Source organism: Sabulicella flocculans (assembly GCF_045449635.1).
In the GTDB taxonomy this organism is placed as follows: Bacteria; Pseudomonadota; Alphaproteobacteria; order Acetobacterales; family Acetobacteraceae; genus Roseococcus.
Genome location: NZ_JBJJBR010000002.1, coordinates 14273 through 28274, shown reverse-complemented (window position 1 = coordinate 28274; position 14002 = coordinate 14273). Strand labels below are relative to the sequence as shown.

At 74.6% G+C, this 14002-nt stretch carries 16 protein-coding genes; 6 read left to right on the top strand and 10 right to left on the bottom strand.

Annotated features, from left to right (window positions below; all coding sequences use genetic code 11):
- Both ACI6QG_RS02930 and ACI6QG_RS02925 read left to right on the top strand, forming a co-directional pair.
- Entirely contained in the window at nucleotides 1–1032 is a 1032-nt protein-coding gene (locus tag ACI6QG_RS02930) for a YeiH family protein (RefSeq protein WP_407023066.1), read from the top strand.
- Nucleotides 1033–1177: 145 nt separating this feature from the next.
- The gene (locus tag ACI6QG_RS02925) at nucleotides 1178–1909 is read left to right on the top strand and encodes an Npun_F0296 family exosortase-dependent surface protein (RefSeq protein ID WP_407023065.1); all 732 of its coding nucleotides are present in this window, start codon (nucleotides 1178–1180) and stop codon (nucleotides 1907–1909) included.
- Nucleotides 1910–1913: 4 nt separating this feature from the next.
- On the opposite strand, the gene pdxY is transcribed toward ACI6QG_RS02925, so the two are convergent.
- Nucleotides 1914–2753 carry a pyridoxal kinase PdxY gene (gene pdxY / locus ACI6QG_RS02920; RefSeq protein ID WP_407023064.1) on the bottom strand — a complete coding sequence of 280 codons (840 nt, stop codon included), beginning with the start codon at nucleotides 2751–2753 and terminating at the stop codon, nucleotides 1914–1916.
- 56 nt (nucleotides 2754–2809) lie between these two features.
- Here pdxY and ACI6QG_RS02915 point away from each other — a divergent pair, with 56 nt between their 5' ends.
- Nucleotides 2810–3316 (top strand): hypothetical protein, encoded by a 507-nt coding sequence (locus ACI6QG_RS02915; RefSeq protein ID WP_407023063.1) that lies wholly within the window; start codon nucleotides 2810–2812, stop codon nucleotides 3314–3316.
- On the opposite strand, the gene ACI6QG_RS02910 is transcribed toward ACI6QG_RS02915, so the two are convergent.
- From ACI6QG_RS02910 to ACI6QG_RS02885, 6 genes are all read right to left on the bottom strand, one after another.
- The gene (locus ACI6QG_RS02910; RefSeq protein ID WP_407023062.1) at nucleotides 3317–4465 is read right to left on the bottom strand and encodes a CaiB/BaiF CoA transferase family protein; all 1149 of its coding nucleotides are present in this window, start codon (nucleotides 4463–4465) and stop codon (nucleotides 3317–3319) included.
- Nucleotides 4462–5487, bottom strand: a complete 1026-nt coding sequence (locus tag ACI6QG_RS02905) for a Bug family tripartite tricarboxylate transporter substrate binding protein (protein ID WP_407023061.1) — start codon at nucleotides 5485–5487, stop codon at nucleotides 4462–4464. Before ACI6QG_RS02905 ends, ACI6QG_RS02910 begins: the two co-directional genes overlap by 4 nt.
- Before the next feature lie 25 nt (nucleotides 5488–5512).
- Complete coding sequence (locus ACI6QG_RS02900) at nucleotides 5513–6682, bottom strand: acyl-CoA dehydrogenase family protein (protein ID WP_407023060.1); 1170 nt, start codon at nucleotides 6680–6682, stop codon at nucleotides 5513–5515.
- 78 nt (nucleotides 6683–6760) lie between these two features.
- On the bottom strand, nucleotides 6761–7705 hold the full coding sequence (locus ACI6QG_RS02895; protein WP_407023059.1) for a LysR family transcriptional regulator: 945 nt from the start codon (nucleotides 7703–7705) through the stop codon (nucleotides 6761–6763).
- A gap of 58 nt (nucleotides 7706–7763) precedes the next feature.
- The gene (locus tag ACI6QG_RS02890; protein WP_407023058.1) at nucleotides 7764–8726 is read right to left on the bottom strand and encodes a tripartite tricarboxylate transporter substrate-binding protein; all 963 of its coding nucleotides are present in this window, start codon (nucleotides 8724–8726) and stop codon (nucleotides 7764–7766) included.
- A gap of 30 nt (nucleotides 8727–8756) precedes the next feature.
- Nucleotides 8757–9224 (bottom strand): Hsp20 family protein, encoded by a 468-nt coding sequence (locus ACI6QG_RS02885; RefSeq protein WP_407023057.1) that lies wholly within the window; start codon nucleotides 9222–9224, stop codon nucleotides 8757–8759.
- 122 nt (nucleotides 9225–9346) lie between these two features.
- Between ACI6QG_RS02885 and def the strand changes: the two genes are divergently transcribed.
- From def to truA, 3 genes are read left to right on the top strand one after another with little or no spacing between them, the layout of a single operon-like run.
- The gene (gene def, locus ACI6QG_RS02880; RefSeq protein WP_407023056.1) at nucleotides 9347–9868 is read left to right on the top strand and encodes a peptide deformylase; all 522 of its coding nucleotides are present in this window, start codon (nucleotides 9347–9349) and stop codon (nucleotides 9866–9868) included.
- Nucleotides 9868–10779, top strand: a complete 912-nt coding sequence (gene fmt / locus ACI6QG_RS02875; RefSeq protein WP_407023055.1) for a methionyl-tRNA formyltransferase — start codon at nucleotides 9868–9870, stop codon at nucleotides 10777–10779. The genes def and fmt overlap by 1 nt, the downstream gene beginning before the upstream one ends.
- A complete protein-coding gene (gene truA, locus ACI6QG_RS02870) occupies nucleotides 10758–11534 on the top strand; it encodes a tRNA pseudouridine(38-40) synthase TruA (protein WP_407023054.1) in 777 nt (258 codons plus the stop codon). Before fmt ends, truA begins: the two co-directional genes overlap by 22 nt.
- Here truA and ACI6QG_RS02865 read toward each other — a convergent pair.
- From ACI6QG_RS02865 to dapD, 3 genes are read right to left on the bottom strand one after another with little or no spacing between them, the layout of a single operon-like run.
- Nucleotides 11521–12081, bottom strand: coding sequence for a hypothetical protein (locus tag ACI6QG_RS02865; RefSeq protein ID WP_407023053.1), 561 nt, complete (start codon nucleotides 12079–12081; stop codon nucleotides 11521–11523). The two genes, truA and ACI6QG_RS02865, sit on opposite strands and share 14 nt — an antisense overlap.
- The gene (gene dapE, locus ACI6QG_RS02860; RefSeq protein ID WP_407023052.1) at nucleotides 12078–13190 is read right to left on the bottom strand and encodes a succinyl-diaminopimelate desuccinylase; all 1113 of its coding nucleotides are present in this window, start codon (nucleotides 13188–13190) and stop codon (nucleotides 12078–12080) included. The genes ACI6QG_RS02865 and dapE overlap by 4 nt, the downstream gene beginning before the upstream one ends.
- Nucleotides 13183–14001: a 2,3,4,5-tetrahydropyridine-2,6-dicarboxylate N-succinyltransferase gene (gene dapD, locus ACI6QG_RS02855; RefSeq protein WP_407023051.1), complete on the bottom strand. Its 819-nt coding sequence runs from the start codon at nucleotides 13999–14001 to the stop codon at nucleotides 13183–13185. The genes dapE and dapD overlap by 8 nt, the downstream gene beginning before the upstream one ends.
- Nucleotide 14002: the final 1 nt, after the last annotated feature.

Below are 14002 nucleotides of genomic sequence, written 5' to 3'. Positions count from 1 at the left end.
ATGGCCGCACCCGCCGGCGCCTCCGCCGCGCCCAGCCCGTTCCTTGCCCGCGCGCGCGCCGTCGCGCCGGGCCTCCTGCTCTGCCTGCTGGTCGCCTGGGGGTGCATCGCCCTGCGCGACGCCACCGGCGTGGCCGCGCTGAACCCGGTGGTGCTGGCGCTGGCGGCGGGCATCGGCATCGGCGCGGCGGTGGGGCGGCCGGCCTCCATCAAGCCGGGCATCGCCTTCGCGGTGCGGCCGCTGCTGCGCGCGGCCATCGTGCTGCTGGGGCTGCAGGTCACGCTGGGGCAGCTGGCGGCGCTGGGGCCGGGCGCGCTGGCGCTGGCGGTGGCGGTGGTGGCGGCGACCCTGCCCTTCACCATCTGGCTGGGCCGCCGGCTGGGGGTGGAGCCGGCGCTGGCGCAGCTCATCGGCACCGGCACCGCCATCTGCGGCGCCTCGGCCATCGTCGCCGCCAACCAGGTGGCGCGCGGCCGCGACGAGGACGTGACCTACGCCCTGGCCGTCATCACCCTGTGCGGCACGGCGGCGCTGATCCTGTTCCCCCTGCTGGGCGACCTGCTGGGGATGTCCGGCCGGGCCTACGGGCTATGGGCCGGGGCGGCCATCCACGAGGTGGTGCAGGCGGTCGGCGCCGCGGCGGCCGGCGGGGCGGAGGCCGCGCAGTCGGGCACGGTGATGAAGCTGGCGCGGGTGTTCCTGCTGGCGCCGGCGGTGGTGGCGCTGGGCTGGTGGGTGGCGCGGCAGGACCGTGCCGCCGGCCAGGCGCGGGTGAAGGCGCCGGTGCCGTGGTTCGCCTTCGGCTTCCTGGCGCTGGTGGTGCTGGGCTCCACCGGGCTGGTGCCGGCGGTGGCGGTCGAGGCCTCGCGGGCGCTGGTGCCGCTGATGCTGGCGGCCTCGGTGGCGGCGCTGGGCATCTCGACCGACCTGAAGGCGCTGCGGGCGCGCGGGGCGCGGCCGCTGCTGCTGGGGGTGGCCAGCACGCTGTTCATCGCCGGCCTCGCCCTGCTCGGGGTGGGGCTGCTGGGCTGACGCGGGATGTCAGCGAATTTGACACCTCTCGCGAATACATGCGGATTCGTCTCAATTTTTCGTTCTTATTCAAACTTTGGGTCGAATGGCACGGAAGCTGCATAGCTCCTGGCGGGATTATACCGCATTTTGAGATGGAGCCATCATGAGCACCTTCCGTGCCGCCCTCCTGGGCACTGTCCTCGCCATCGGCGGCGCCGTCGCGGCTGACGCGGCCGTCATCGTCAACAGCGCCATCGGCGGCGCCCCCACCGCCGTGGGCGTCACCCGCGACAACTTCGACAACCTCGCCCCAGGCAGCTCGGGCGTGTTCGCGCGCAGCGGCTACACCCTGACCATCACGCCGGGCGCGCAGGTCGCCTCCGGCAACGTGGGGGGCCAGTACGCCGCGCCGGTGCTGTCCGGCGCCAACGGGAACGGCTTCGGCTCGCCCGACCAGCCGGATGGCGTGAACGCCACGCCCTACCTGACCAGCGGCTCCACCGGCTCCGTCGCCGCCTCGGCCATCACCTTCAGCTTCAGCGCGCCGCAATCCTACCTGGGCGTGCTGTGGGGCTCGGTGGACGCCTACAACAGCATCCTGTTCTACAGCGGCGCCACCCTGCTCGCGACCGTCACCGGCAACGACGTGAACGCGGTGATCCCCAACGGCAGCCAGGCAGCCGACGGCACGGCCTACGTCAACCTCTCGGCCAGCAACGCCGCCAGCGCCTTCGACCGCGTGGTGTTCCGCTCCAGCCAGTTCGCCTTCGAGTTCGACAACGTCGCCTTCGCGCCCTTCGTGCCGACAGGCGTGCCGGTGCCGGCCTCGCTGGCGCTGCTGGGCATGGGCCTGCTGGGGCTGGTCGCCGCCCGCCGCCGCCCGGCGCACGCCTGAGGCGCTACACCTCCCGCGCGTCGAACCGGCGCGCGGGGGACACCCATTCCTCCTGCGCCGCCACCGTCAGCAACTCGCGCGAGCCGGCCTCGGCGGTGCGGCTCAGCACGCCGAACACGGCGGCGGCGGCGGCGGCCAGCGCCTCGGCCGGGGCGCCGCTGCGCAGGCGGTGGAACAGGAACAGCGCCGCCACCGCGTCGCCGGCGCCGTTGACGCTCAGCGGCAGCAGCGGCGTCTCCAGGTGCCAGAACCGCCCGCCCTCCGCCGCCATCATGCCGATGCGCCCCGGCCCGGCCTCCAGGCTGGTCAGCAGCACGCAGCGCGGGCCGCGCGCCTGCAGCGCCGCGATGGCCGCCTTGGCGGATTCCCTGTCCGTCACCGCCATGCCGGTCAGCCATTCCAGCTCGAACCGGTTGGGGGTGGCGATGTCGGCTTCCGGCAGGGCGCGGTCGCGCAGGAACTCGCCGATGCCGGGGCGCACGAAGACGCCGCGGCCCACATCGCCGATCACCGGGTCGCAGCACCACAGGGCGCGCGGGTTGGCCGCCTTCACCTGCCGCGCGGCGTCCAGGATGGCCTCGCCGATCGCGGCGTCGCCCATGTAGCCGGACAGCACGGCGTCGCAGCCCGGCAGCACGCCGCGCTCGGCGATGCCCTGCACGCAGTCGCGCACCAGCTCCGCCCCGAACACCTGGCCGCGCCAGGCGCCGTAGCCGGTGTGGTTGGAGAACTGCACGGTGTTCACCGCCCAGACCTCCGCCCCCAGGCGCTGGAGCGGGAACACGGCGGAGGCGTTGCCGACATGGCCGTAGGCGACGTGGGACTGGATGGAAAGGATGTTCATCGCGGCCCCCTCGATAAACCGCGCCGGGAGGGGCGGAAAGGCGTTAAGGTCAGGCGATGAAGCGCCTGGCCCTCCTTCTCCTCCTGGCCGGCTGCGCCGTGGACGGCGCGCCGCCCGGGGCCTATGTCCCGCCGCCCTCGCCCGGCTCGCCGGGCGGCATGGCGCAGGAGGCGGCCCTGCCGCCGACCGCCCATGAATGGGACCACGGCCCGCCCTGGGAGGCGGAGGACCGCGCCTGGGCGGCCACGCCGGGCTGGGCGACGGTGCCGACGTCGAACTGGGCCTGGGGCGGCACGGCGCTGGGGCCCTGGGCGGCGGCGCCCACCGTTTCCATCGGCATCGGCACCGGCTGGTGGTGGGGCTACCGGCCCTGGCCGCGCTACCACGGCTGGTGGGGGCCGAGCTGGGGCCCCAGCCCGGTGTGGCGGCCCTATGCCTGGGCCTACCGGCCCGCGCCCTGGGGCGGCTGGGGCCGGCCCGGGTGGGGCCGGCCGGGCTGGGGCTATGCGCGCCCCGGCTGGGGCTATCGCGGCGGCGGCTGGCGCGGCGGGCGCCGCTGGTAGCTAGCCGCCCGCGAACTCCGCCCGGATGGCGGCGCCGTGCTGGTCCAGCGCCGGCACCGGCCCCAGGGCGCGGTCGCCATCGCTGAAGCGCGCCGCAGGCGCGGCGATGGCGACCGGACCGGCCTCGGTCTGCACCGTCACCCGCCGCAGCGCCGGGTGGGCGGACAGGCCATCCACCCCGTTGACGAAGCCGTACGCGATGTCCGCCGCGTTCAGCTTCGCCGCGCATTCCGCCCGGCCCAGCCGCGCGAAGCCCTGGCCGACATGGGCATCCACCACCGCGCGGTTCGCCACGCGCTCGACGTTGGAGCGGAAGCCCTCGCGCTGCGGCAGCTCCGGCTCCTCCAGGAAGGTGGCGCAGAGGCGCTGCCACTCGCGCTCGTTCTGGATGGAGATGAGGACCGATGCGCCGTCCCGCGTCTCGAAGGCGCCGTAGGGGCAGATGGAGGGATGCGCGAGGCCGATGCGGGCCGGCGCCTTGCCGGTGCCCTCGAAATACAGCAGCGGCACGTTCATCCAGTCCGCCATGCCGTCGAACAGCGAGCAGGAGATGCCCTTGCCCTGGCCGGTGATGCCGCGCTCGAGGAGCGCCTCCAGCACCGCGGCGTGGGCCATGGTGCCGCAGGCGATGTCGCAGACGGAGAAGCCGACGCGCCCCGGCCCCTCGGCGCGGCCGGTGACGCTGGCCAGGCCGGATTCCGCCTGCACCAGCAGGTCATAGGCCTTCATCGCCGCGTACTCGCCCTCCTCGCCGTAGCCGGAGATGTCCACGGTGATCAGGCGCGGGTTGGCGGCGCGGAGGTCGGCGGAGGCGAAGCCGGCGCGCGCCATGGCGCCGGGGGCGAAGTTCTGGATGAAGACGTCGGCCTTCGCGATCAGGCGCCGCAGCAGCGCGCGGTCGCCCTCGTCCTTCAGGTCCAGGCCAAGGCTTTCCTTGCCGCGGTTCAGCCAGACGAAATAGGAGGACTGCCCGTTGCAGGCGGCGTCGTAGCGGCGGGCGAAGTCGCCCTCGCCCTTGCGCTCCACCTTGATGACGCGCGCCCCCGCATCGGCCAGCTTGGCCGAGCAGGTGGGTGCGGCCACCGCCTGCTCCATGCTGACGACCAGCAGCCCTTGCAATGGGCGGCTTCCCGCTCCCTTGGGCGTCATTCGCGCTCGATCCGCGCGGAGCGGATGAACTCGCCCCAGGCCTGGCTTTCGCGGCGCACCAGCGCGTCGGCCGCCGCCGGCCCGCGCTGCGCGCCCTGCGGGGCGATGGCGGAATAGGTGGCGAAGCGCTCCTTCAGCGTGGCGTCCTCCAGCGCGAAGTCCAGCGCCTCGGCCAGCGCCTGCACAGTGCGCGCGGGCGTGGCGCGCGGCGCGGCGAGGATGTTCCACACCTGCAGCGTCAGCCCGGGCAGCCCGGCCTCCTGCGCCGTCGGCACCTCGGCGATCTGCGGCAGGCGCTGCGGGCCGGTGACCGCCAGCGGCAGCGCGCCGCCCTGGATGGCCGGGATGGCGGTGATGGCCTGGTCCACCACCACGTCCAGGATGCCGGCCAGCAGGTCGTTGATGGCGGGCGCGCCGCCGCGATAGGGGATCAGGTCGCCCTGCCCGCCCAGGGTCTGCACCAGCATGGCGCCGCCCATGTGCAGCGTGGTGCCCAGGCCGGAGGAGCCGATGGTCAGCCGCCCGCTGCGCGCGCGCTCACGCAGCTGCGCGATGCTGCGGATGCCCGACTGGCGCGACACAAGCAGCACCATCGGGTTGGTGCCGATCTCGCCGATGTAGGCGAAGTCGGAAAGCGGGTCGTAGGGCAGGCGGTTGAACAGGTGCTGGTTGAAGGCGAAGATGCCGACATGGCCCACCAGGATGGTGTGGCCATCGGCGTTGGCGCGGGCCGCCCGCCCGGCGCCGATGGAGCCGGAGGCGCCGGTGACGTTCTCCACCACCACCGGCTGGCCCAGGCGCTGCCCCATCGGCCCGGCGGCGAGGCGGCCCATCACGTCGGTGGCGCCGCCGGCGGCGAAGGGGCAGATCATGGTCACGCCGCGCTCGGGGCGCCACGCCGGCTGGGTGCTGGCGGGCTGGGCGCCGGCGGGCTGGGCGCCGGCCGGGCGGGCGGCGAGGCCCCCGAGGGCGGGCGCGGCGATCAGCGCGGGCGCGGCGCCCAGCAGGGTGCGTCGGTTCATTCTTCCTGTCCTCCCGTGCGCCGGCTCAGTAGGAGCGCGGCATGCCCAGCACATGCTCGCCCAGGAAGGAAAGGACAAGGTTGGTGCTGATCGGCGCCACCTGGTAGAGGCGCGTCTCGCGGAACTTGCGCTCGATGTCGTATTCCTCGGCGAAGCCGAAGCCGCCATGGGTCTGCACGCAGGCCTCGCCCGCCGCCCAGCTCGCCTCGGCGGCCAGCATCTTGCCCATGTTGGCTTCCTCGCCGCAGGGGATGCCCGCGTCGAACTTCTCCAGGCCGCGCTGCACGATGGCCTCGGCGGCGCGCATCTGGGCGTAGGCGCGGGCGATGGGGAACTGCACGCCCTGGTTCTGGCCGATCGGGCGGCCGAACAGCACGCGCTCCTTCGCGTAGGCCACCGACTTCTGCGTGAACCACTTGGCGTCGCCGATGCACTCGGCGGCGATCAGCAGGCGCTCGGCGTTCATGCCGTCCAGGATGTAGCGGAAGCCCTTGCCCTCGACGCCCACGAGGTTCTCCGCCGGGACCTCCATGTTGTCGAAGAACACCTCGCAGGAATTGTGGTTCATCATGGTGCGGATGGGGCGGATGGTCAGGCCCTTGCCCAGCACGGCGCGCATGTCCACGATGAAGGTGGACAGGCCGTCGGTCTTCTTCGCCACCTGGTCGCGCGGGGTGGTGCGCGCCAGCAGCAGCATCAGGTCGGAATGCTCGGCGCGCGAGGTCCAGATCTTCTGGCCGTTGACGATCCACTTGTCGCCCTCGCGCCGCGCGGTGGTGCGCAGGGCGGTGGTGTCGGTGCCGCTGGTGGGCTCGGTGACGCCGAAGGCCTGCAGGCGCAGCTCGCCGCTGGCGATGCCGGGCAGGTACTTCGCCTTCTGCTCCGGGCTGCCGTGCCGCAGGATGGTGCCCATGATGTACATCTGGGCGTGGCAGGCGGCGCCGTTGCAGCCCTGCGCCTGCACCTCCTCCAGGATGGCGGCGGCCGCCGAGAGGCCGAGGCCGGAGCCGCCGAACTCCTCCGGGATCAGCGCGCCCAGGAAGCCGGCCTCGGTCAGCGCGCGCACGAACTCGGTGGGGTAGCCGCGCCGGGCGTCCAGCTCGCGCCAGTACTCGCCGGGGAAGCGGGCGCAGAGCTTGCGCACCTCCTCGCGGATCTCGGCATGCGGGTCGGCGGCGATCAGGGCGTGGTCCATGGGCGTTCCGTGCGGTCTGGGTCGCGCCCCTCATCGCGCGGCGCGGGCCGGCAGGAAAGCACAATCCTGGCCATGCACCTATGCCGGCATTGTATCGGCCGCCAGCAGCCGCCCCTCCCACAGCCCGTCGCGCACCATGGCCGCCACCTCGGCGCGCAGCACCTCCTCGAAGCGGCGCACTGCGCGCGAGGCCGGGCGGCCCATCGGCAGCGCCACAGCGAGCTGGCGCGACAGCACCGGCGCCACGATGGGCGCGGCAGCCAGCCGCCCCTCGCGCACATCCTCGTGCACCGCGGCCAGGGGCAGCACGGTGCTGCCCAGCCCGCGCGCCACCAGGCCCTTGAGCATCTGCAGCGCGTCGGCCTCCACCGCCACCGCCAGCTTCACCCCCTCGCGGCGCGCCGCGCGCTCCAGCAGGCGGCGCAGGCCGTGCTGCGGGCCGGGCAGGATGAGCCGCCGCTGCGTCAGCGCGGCGAAGCGCACCGCGTGGTCGGGCGCCGGCGCCCCTTCCGGCGGGGACACCAGGCACAGGCTCTCCACCAGCAGCGGCGACAGCCGGGTGGAGGCCTGCGCCTCGCTGCCGTAGAGCACGGCGATGTCCACCTCGCCCGCGTGCAGCCATTCCAGCAGGTAGCCGCTGAAGGCGGGGATGGCGCGCAGCTCCACCTCCGGGTGCAGCGCCAGGAAGCGCTCGACCAGCCGGGTGCCCAGGATGTCCACCAGGGTGGTCGGCATGCCGAACACCACGCGGCCGCGCACCGTGCCGGCGTCCTCCGCCAGGTCGGCCCGCGCTTCCTCCAGCTGGCGCAGGATGGCGCCGGCGCGCGCGCGCAGCTTCTCGCCCGCCGGGGTCAGCGCCATGCCGCGGCCGTGCCGGTCGAACAGCGCCACCTTCAGCTCGGCCTCCAGCAGCCGCACCTGCCGGCTCAGCGCCGGCTGGGCGATGCGCAGCCGGTCCGCCGCGCGCGACAGCGAGCCGAGCTCGGCGACCTGGAGGAAGGTGTTCAGCTGGCGCAGGTCCATTGGCCATCGAATCCCGGCATGGCTGGTGGGGGCACCATGCCACGCCGGGGCGGCGGCGTCAGTCCGCCGTCACCCGGTGCTCGCGCACCACGGCGCCCCACTTCGCCACCTCGCGGTCCAGGAAGGCGCGCAGGGCCTCGCCGTCGCCCAGCACCAGCCGGGCCTGCTGCGCCTCCGTCATGGTGCGCGCCACCCGCTCCTCGCGGAACGACTCGGCCAGCGCGGCGCGCATCCGCGCCTGCGCGGCGGCCGGGGTGCCGGCGGGGGCGAAGACGCCCCACCACGCCTCGGCCTCCAGACCGGGGAAGCCGGATTCGGCGGCGGTCGGCACCTCGCGCAGCGCCGGTAGGCGCTCCGGCCCGAACTGCACCACGGGGCGCAGCGTGCCGCCGGCGATGTGCGGCGCCACCATCGCGGCGGAGCCGATCATCATCTCCACGTGGCCCGCCACCGTGTCGTTCACCGCCAGCCCGCCGCCGCGATAGGGCAGGTGCGCCATGCGCGTGCCCGAGCGCGCCTGCAGCAGGATCATCGCCAGGTGCCCCACCGTGCCATTGCCGGTGGAGCCGAAGTTGATCGCCTCCGGCCGCGCCCGCGCCGCCGCCACCACGTCCGCCAGCGTGCGGTAGGGCTTGTCCGGCCGCGTGGCGATGACGTAGGGCGCGCCGCCGATCAGCAGCACGGGGTCGAGGTCGCGCGTCAGGTTGAAGGGCAGGCTGGGCAGCAGCGCCGGCAGGGTGGCGTGGCTGTCGAAGGTCAGCAGCCAGGTCTGGCCGTCGTTGCGCGCCTGGGCCACCGCGGCGGTGCCCAGGCTGCCGGCGGCGCCGGAGCGGTTCTCGACCACCACCGGCACGCCCAGCCGCTGCTGCAGCCCCGGCGCGGCCAGGCGCGCGACCGCGTCGGTGGAGCCGCCGGGCGCGAAGGGCACGATGAAGCGCACCGGCCCGCTGGGCCATTCCTGCGCGCGGGCGAGGGCGGGGATGGCCAGCGTGGCGAGCGCGGCGCGGCGGGCAAGGCGCATGGGTTCCTCCGGGGTTGCTTTCCCGGGAGGCTAGACGCCCTCGCCCTCGCGCGCCACCGGGCGCAGGCGCTGCGGCGCGCTGCCGGCCGCGCGCCCGCCGATGGGGATGGAGCGCACCCGCACCTCGGGCAGCGGGCGCTTCAGCTCGATGTGCAGCAGGCCGTTGTCCAGGAAGGCGCCCTCGACCTCGATGCCCTCGGCCAGCACGAAGGCGCGCTGGAACTGCCGCGCCGCGATGCCGCGGTGCAGGAAGACGCGGCCCTCCCCGTCCTCCTTCTGGCGGCCGCGGATCACCAGCTGGTTGTCCTCCTGCGTGATGGCCAGGTCCTCCATGGAGAAGCCGGCCACCGCCAGGGTGATGCGCAGCCGGGCCTCGCCCGTCGCCTCGATGTTGTAGGGCGGGTAGCCCTCGGCGTTCTTGCCGACGCGGTCCAGCATCTGCTCCAGGTGGTCGAAGCCCAGGAAGAGGGGCGAGCCGAAGAGCGGCGAGCGGGACATGGCGGCCTCCTGGGTGACGGCAAGCGCGGGCGCCGCCCCGCGAGGCAGCGGCGCCCGCGGGAGACTTGGCCCGCGCCCCGCGCCGTTGCAAGCCCGCGGCGCCGGCGCTAACCCCAGCGCCCATGTCGCTCCTGCCCATCCTCGTCGTGCCCGACCCCCTGCTGCGCCGCAAGGCGCGCCCCGTGACGCCGGCCGACGCCGAGGTGGTGCGCGGCCTCGCGCCGCGCATGCTGGAGGCGATGTACGCCGCGCCGGGAATCGGCCTCGCCGCGCCGCAGGTGGGGGAGCTGCTGCGGCTGGTGGTGCTGGACCTGGGCAAGGACGAGGAAAGCCGCGCGCCGATGGTGCTGGTGAACCCCGAGATCGTCGCCCACAGCACCGAGAGGACGCTGCGCGAGGAGGGCTGCCTGTCCATCCCCGGCCAGTACGCCGACGTGGAGCGCCCGGCGCGCATCAAGGCGCGCTGGCAGGAGCTGGACGGCACGCGGCGCGAGATGGGGGCGGACGGCCTGCTGGCCACCTGCATCCAGCACGAGCTGGACCACCTGGACGGCGTGCTGTTCGTGGACCACCTCTCGGCGCTGAAGCGCAACATGCTGCTGCGCAAGCTGGCCAAGGAGCAGAAGGCAAAGGGGCGCGACTGATGCGCCTGGCCTTCATGGGCAGCCCGGACTTCGCCGTGCCGGCGCTGCGGGCGCTGCACGCGGCGGGGCACGAGGTCGCCGCCGTGTACTGCCAGCCGCCGCGCCCCGCCGGCCGCGGCCAGCTTGAGGCCCCCTGCCCCGTCCACCGCGCCGCGCTGGAGCTGGGGCTTGAGGTGCGCACCCCCGCCCGGCTGAGGCGCGACGAGGCGGCGCACGCCGCCTTCCGCGCCCTGGGGCTGGAGGTGGCGGTGGTGGCGGCCTACGGCCTGCTGCTGCCGCCGGCCATGCTGGAGGCGCCGGCGCTGGGCTGCTGGAACATCCACGCCTCGCTGCTGCCGCGCTGGCGCGGCGCCGCGCCCATCCAGGCCGCCATCCTGCACGGCGACGCCGAGAGCGGCGTGACCATCATGCGCATGGAGGAAGGGCTGGACACCGGCCCGATGCTGCTGCGCGAGGCCGTGGCGCTGCCGCCGCGCGCCACCACGCCCTGGCTGCACGACCAGCTGTCCGACCTGGGCGCGCGCCTGCTGCTGGAGGCGCTGGCGGCCCGGCCCCCCGCGGTGCCCCAGCCGGAGGCCGGCGTCACCTACGCCCCCAAGCTGGCCAAGGCCGACGGGCTGCTGGACTGGCGCGCCGACGCGGCGGCGCTGGACCGCCGGGTGCGCGCCATGAACCCCTGGCCGGGCGCGCATTTCCTCCATGCCGGCGAGGCGGTGCGCGTGCTGGAAGCCGTGCCGGCCGAGGGCGCGGCGCCGCCCGGCACCGTGCTGCCCGGCCCCGGCCTGACGGTGGCCTGCGGCGCCGGCGCGCTGCGCCTGACCCGCCTGCAGCGGCCCGGCCGCCCGGCCATGGACGCCGACGCGCTGCGCCGCGGCTTCGACTTCGGCCCATGCCTCGCTACGCCCTCCTGATCGCCTACCGGGGCGAGGGCTTCCACGGCTGGCAGCGCCAGCCCGGCCTGGTGACGGTGCAGCAGGTGCTGGAGGAGGCGGCGGCGGCGCTGAACGGCGGTGCCCCGCCCACCGTCACCGCCGCCGGCCGCACCGATTCCGGCGTCCATGCCGAGGGGCAGGTGGCGGAGGTCGAACTCGCCGCCGCGCTGCCGCCCGAGCGGCTGCGCGCGGCGCTGGACTTCCACACCCGGCCGCACCCGCTCTCGGTGCGCGCGGCGGCGCTGGCGCCGGCGGGCTGGTCGCCGCGCTTCTCGGCGGTGATGCGGCACTACCGCTACCGCATCCTCAACCGCCCGGCGCGGCCGGCGCTGGAGGCCGGGCAGGTGTGGCACGTGCCGCAGGCGCTGGACGCCGGGGCGATGCACCGCGCCGCGCAGGGCCTGCTGGGCAAGCACGACTTCAGCGCCTTCCGCGCCGCCTCCTGCCAGGCGAAGGACGCGCTGCGGACGCTGTCGCGCCTGGAGGTGACGCGGGTGGGCGAGGAGGTGCACGTGCTGGCCGCCGCGCGCTCCTTCCTCCATCACCAGGTGCGCAACCTGGTCGGCACGCTGCACGCGGTGGGCCGCGGCGCCGAGGCGGAGGAATGGCCCCGCCGCGTGCTGGACGCGCGCGACCGCCGCCTGGCCGGGCAGACCGCCCCGCCGGAGGGGCTGTGCTTCATGGCGGTGGAATACGCGCAGGCGCCGGACTGGGCGCCGCCTACATCCCGCTGATGCGCGCGGTGAAGCCGCGGGTGAACAGGCCCAGCGCCAGGTCCAGCACCACGAACAGCACCGCGGTGGCGCCCGGCACCTCCAGCGCGGCGCGCGCCACAAACCACACCAGCCACAGCACGTAGCCCAGGGTGAGGATGCCCAGCAGGTCCGCCGCCCAGCCGGGCAGCACGGTCATGGAGGGCACGGCCACCAGCGCCAGCACCGCGTACTGCACCAGGTTGGTCCAGTTCCAGGCGGCGATGAAGCGCGGCCAGCGCGCCCCCCGCCCGGCAACGAGGCACATGGCGCGCGAGGCCAGGGCGAAGCCGGCCCAGGCGACCACGAAGCCCACCGCCTCGGCCGCCAGCGCCACCGGGATGCCGGCGCGGGGTGCGGTGCCCACCGACCAGTCCAGCAGCCGCAGCCCCAGGAAGGCGGGCAGGCAGAGCCACGCGGCGCGGAAGGAGAAGGCGGCGCTTTCCATCGCCGGCGGCAGCAGGGCCAGGCCCTCCGGGCGGCCGCGCGCCAGCAGCAGCGCCGCCGCCAGCCCCTCGGCGAGGCTCACGCCGCCAGGCACGCGGCGATGACCCGGGCGTAGAGGCGCGACAGCGCGTGGAGTTCCGCCACCGGCACGTTCTCGTCCACCTGGTGCAGGCTGCGCCCCACCCCGCCCAGCTCCGCCACCGGGCAGTGCGCGGCGATGAAGCGCGCGTCGGAGGTGCCGCCGCCGGTGTCCAGCCGCGGGGCGACGCCGCATTCCGCCTGCACGGCCTGGCTCAGCGCCTCCACGAAGGGGCCCGGCTGGGTGACGAAGCTCTCGCCGCTCACCTCCACCCGCAGCTCGTGGCGGGGGGCGTGGCGGGCCAGCACGTCGCGCAGCATCGCCTCCAGCGCCGCGCCGCTGTGGTGGTCGTTGAAGCGGATGTTGAGGAAGCACGACGCCTGGGCGGGGATGACGTTGGTGGCCGTGTTGTCCACCCGCAGCCCGGTCACCTGCAGGGTCGAAGGCTCGAAATGCGCCGAGCCGGCGTCCAGCGGCCGCGCCGTGAGTTCCGCCAGCGCCGCCACCAGCCGGTGCACCGGGTTGTCGGCCTTCTGCGGATAGGCGCTGTGGCCCTGGGTGCCCTGGACGGTGACGAAGGCGTTGAGCGAGCCGCGCCGGCCGATCTTGATGACGTCGCCCAGGCGCTCCTGGCTGGTCGGCTCGCCGACGATGCACATGCCGGGCAGCAGGCCGTTCCCGGCCAGCCAGGGCATGCAGCGCTTCACGCCGTCCACGCTCGGCCCTTCCTCGTCGCCGGTGATGAGCAGGGAGAGGGTGCCGCGGGGCTGTTGCGCCGGGATGGCGGCCAGGAAGGCGGCGATGCCGCCCTTCATGTCGCAGGCGCCGCGGCCATACAGCACGCCGTCGCGCACGGTGGCGGCGAAGGGGTCGTCGGTCCAGCGCGCGAGGTCGCCGGGCGGCACCACGTCGGTGTGGCCGCAATACATCAGGTGCGGCGACCCCTGCCCCCGGATGGCGTGCAGGTTGTCCACCTCGTTGAAGCGCAGCCGGGTGCAGCGGAAGCCCAGCCCTTCCAGGTGGCGCTGCACCACGTCCAGCGCGCCGTCATCCGCCGGCGTGACGGAGCGGCAGCGGATCAGCGCCTGCGCGAGGGCGAGCGCATCAGTCACGCAGCAGGTCGTTGATGCTGGTCTTGGCGCGGGTCTGCGCGTCCACCCGCTTCACGATGACGGCGCAGTAAAGCGAAGGGCCGGGCGTGCCGTCCGGCAGCGGCTTGCCGGGGAGCGAGCCGGGCACCACCACCGAATAGGCCGGCACGCGGCCCGTGAAGGTCTCGCCGGTGGTGCGGTCCACGATCTTGGTGGTGGCCGAGATGAACACGCCCATGGACAGCACGGAGCCGCGCTCGACGATCACGCCCTCCACCACCTCGGAGCGGGCGCCGATGAAGCAGTCATCCTCGATCACCACCGGGTTGGCCTGCAGCGGCTCCAGCACGCCGCCGATGCCCACGCCGCCGGAGAGGTGCACGTTCCTGCCGATCTGCGCGCAGGAGCCGACGGTGGCCCAGGTGTCCACCATGGTGCCGCTGTCCACATAGGCGCCGAGGTTCACGAAGGAGGGCATGAGGATGACGTTGGGCGCGATGTAGGCCGAGCGGCGCGCCACCGCGCCCGGCACCGCGCGGAAGCCGGCCGCCTTGTGCCGCGCCTCGTCCCAGCCGGCCCACTTCAGCGGCACCTTGTCCCAGCCGCCTTCCATGATGCGGCTGTCCTCGATGCGGAAGCTCAGCAGCACCGCCTGCTTCAGCCACTGGTTCACCACCCAGCCGCCATTGCCGCCGGGCTCGGCCACGCGGGCCTGGCCGGAATCCAGCAGCGCCAGCGCCCCCTCGATCGCCTCGCGGTCGGCGCCCTGCGTGGCGGCGGACAGGGTGTCGCGGCGCTCCCAGATGGATTCGATGGCGGCTTGCAGGCTCATG

Bases quoted from the DNA above. Each gene is read 5' to 3' on its own strand.
- ACI6QG_RS02930 (WP_407023066.1), top strand. From the start codon at position 1: ATGGCCGCACCCGCCGGCGCCTCCGCCGCGCCCAGCCCGTTCCTTGCC.
- ACI6QG_RS02925 (WP_407023065.1), top strand. From the start codon at position 1,178: ATGAGCACCTTCCGTGCCGCCCTCCTGGGCACTGTCCTCGCCATCGGC.
- pdxY (WP_407023064.1), bottom strand. From the start codon at position 2,753: ATGAACATCCTTTCCATCCAGTCCCACGTCGCCTACGGCCATGTCGGC.
- ACI6QG_RS02915 (WP_407023063.1), top strand. From the start codon at position 2,810: ATGAAGCGCCTGGCCCTCCTTCTCCTCCTGGCCGGCTGCGCCGTGGAC.
- ACI6QG_RS02910 (WP_407023062.1), bottom strand. From the start codon at position 4,465: ATGACGCCCAAGGGAGCGGGAAGCCGCCCATTGCAAGGGCTGCTGGTC.
- ACI6QG_RS02905 (WP_407023061.1), bottom strand. From the start codon at position 5,487: ATGAACCGACGCACCCTGCTGGGCGCCGCGCCCGCGCTGATCGCCGCG.
- ACI6QG_RS02900 (WP_407023060.1), bottom strand. From the start codon at position 6,682: ATGGACCACGCCCTGATCGCCGCCGACCCGCATGCCGAGATCCGCGAG.
- ACI6QG_RS02895 (WP_407023059.1), bottom strand. From the start codon at position 7,705: ATGGACCTGCGCCAGCTGAACACCTTCCTCCAGGTCGCCGAGCTCGGC.
- ACI6QG_RS02890 (WP_407023058.1), bottom strand. From the start codon at position 8,726: ATGCGCCTTGCCCGCCGCGCCGCGCTCGCCACGCTGGCCATCCCCGCC.
- ACI6QG_RS02885 (WP_407023057.1), bottom strand. From the start codon at position 9,224: ATGTCCCGCTCGCCGCTCTTCGGCTCGCCCCTCTTCCTGGGCTTCGAC.
- def (WP_407023056.1), top strand. From the start codon at position 9,347: ATGTCGCTCCTGCCCATCCTCGTCGTGCCCGACCCCCTGCTGCGCCGC.
- fmt (WP_407023055.1), top strand. From the start codon at position 9,868: ATGCGCCTGGCCTTCATGGGCAGCCCGGACTTCGCCGTGCCGGCGCTG.
- truA (WP_407023054.1), top strand. From the start codon at position 10,758: ATGCCTCGCTACGCCCTCCTGATCGCCTACCGGGGCGAGGGCTTCCAC.
- dapD (WP_407023051.1), bottom strand. From the start codon at position 14,001: ATGAGCCTGCAAGCCGCCATCGAATCCATCTGGGAGCGCCGCGACACC.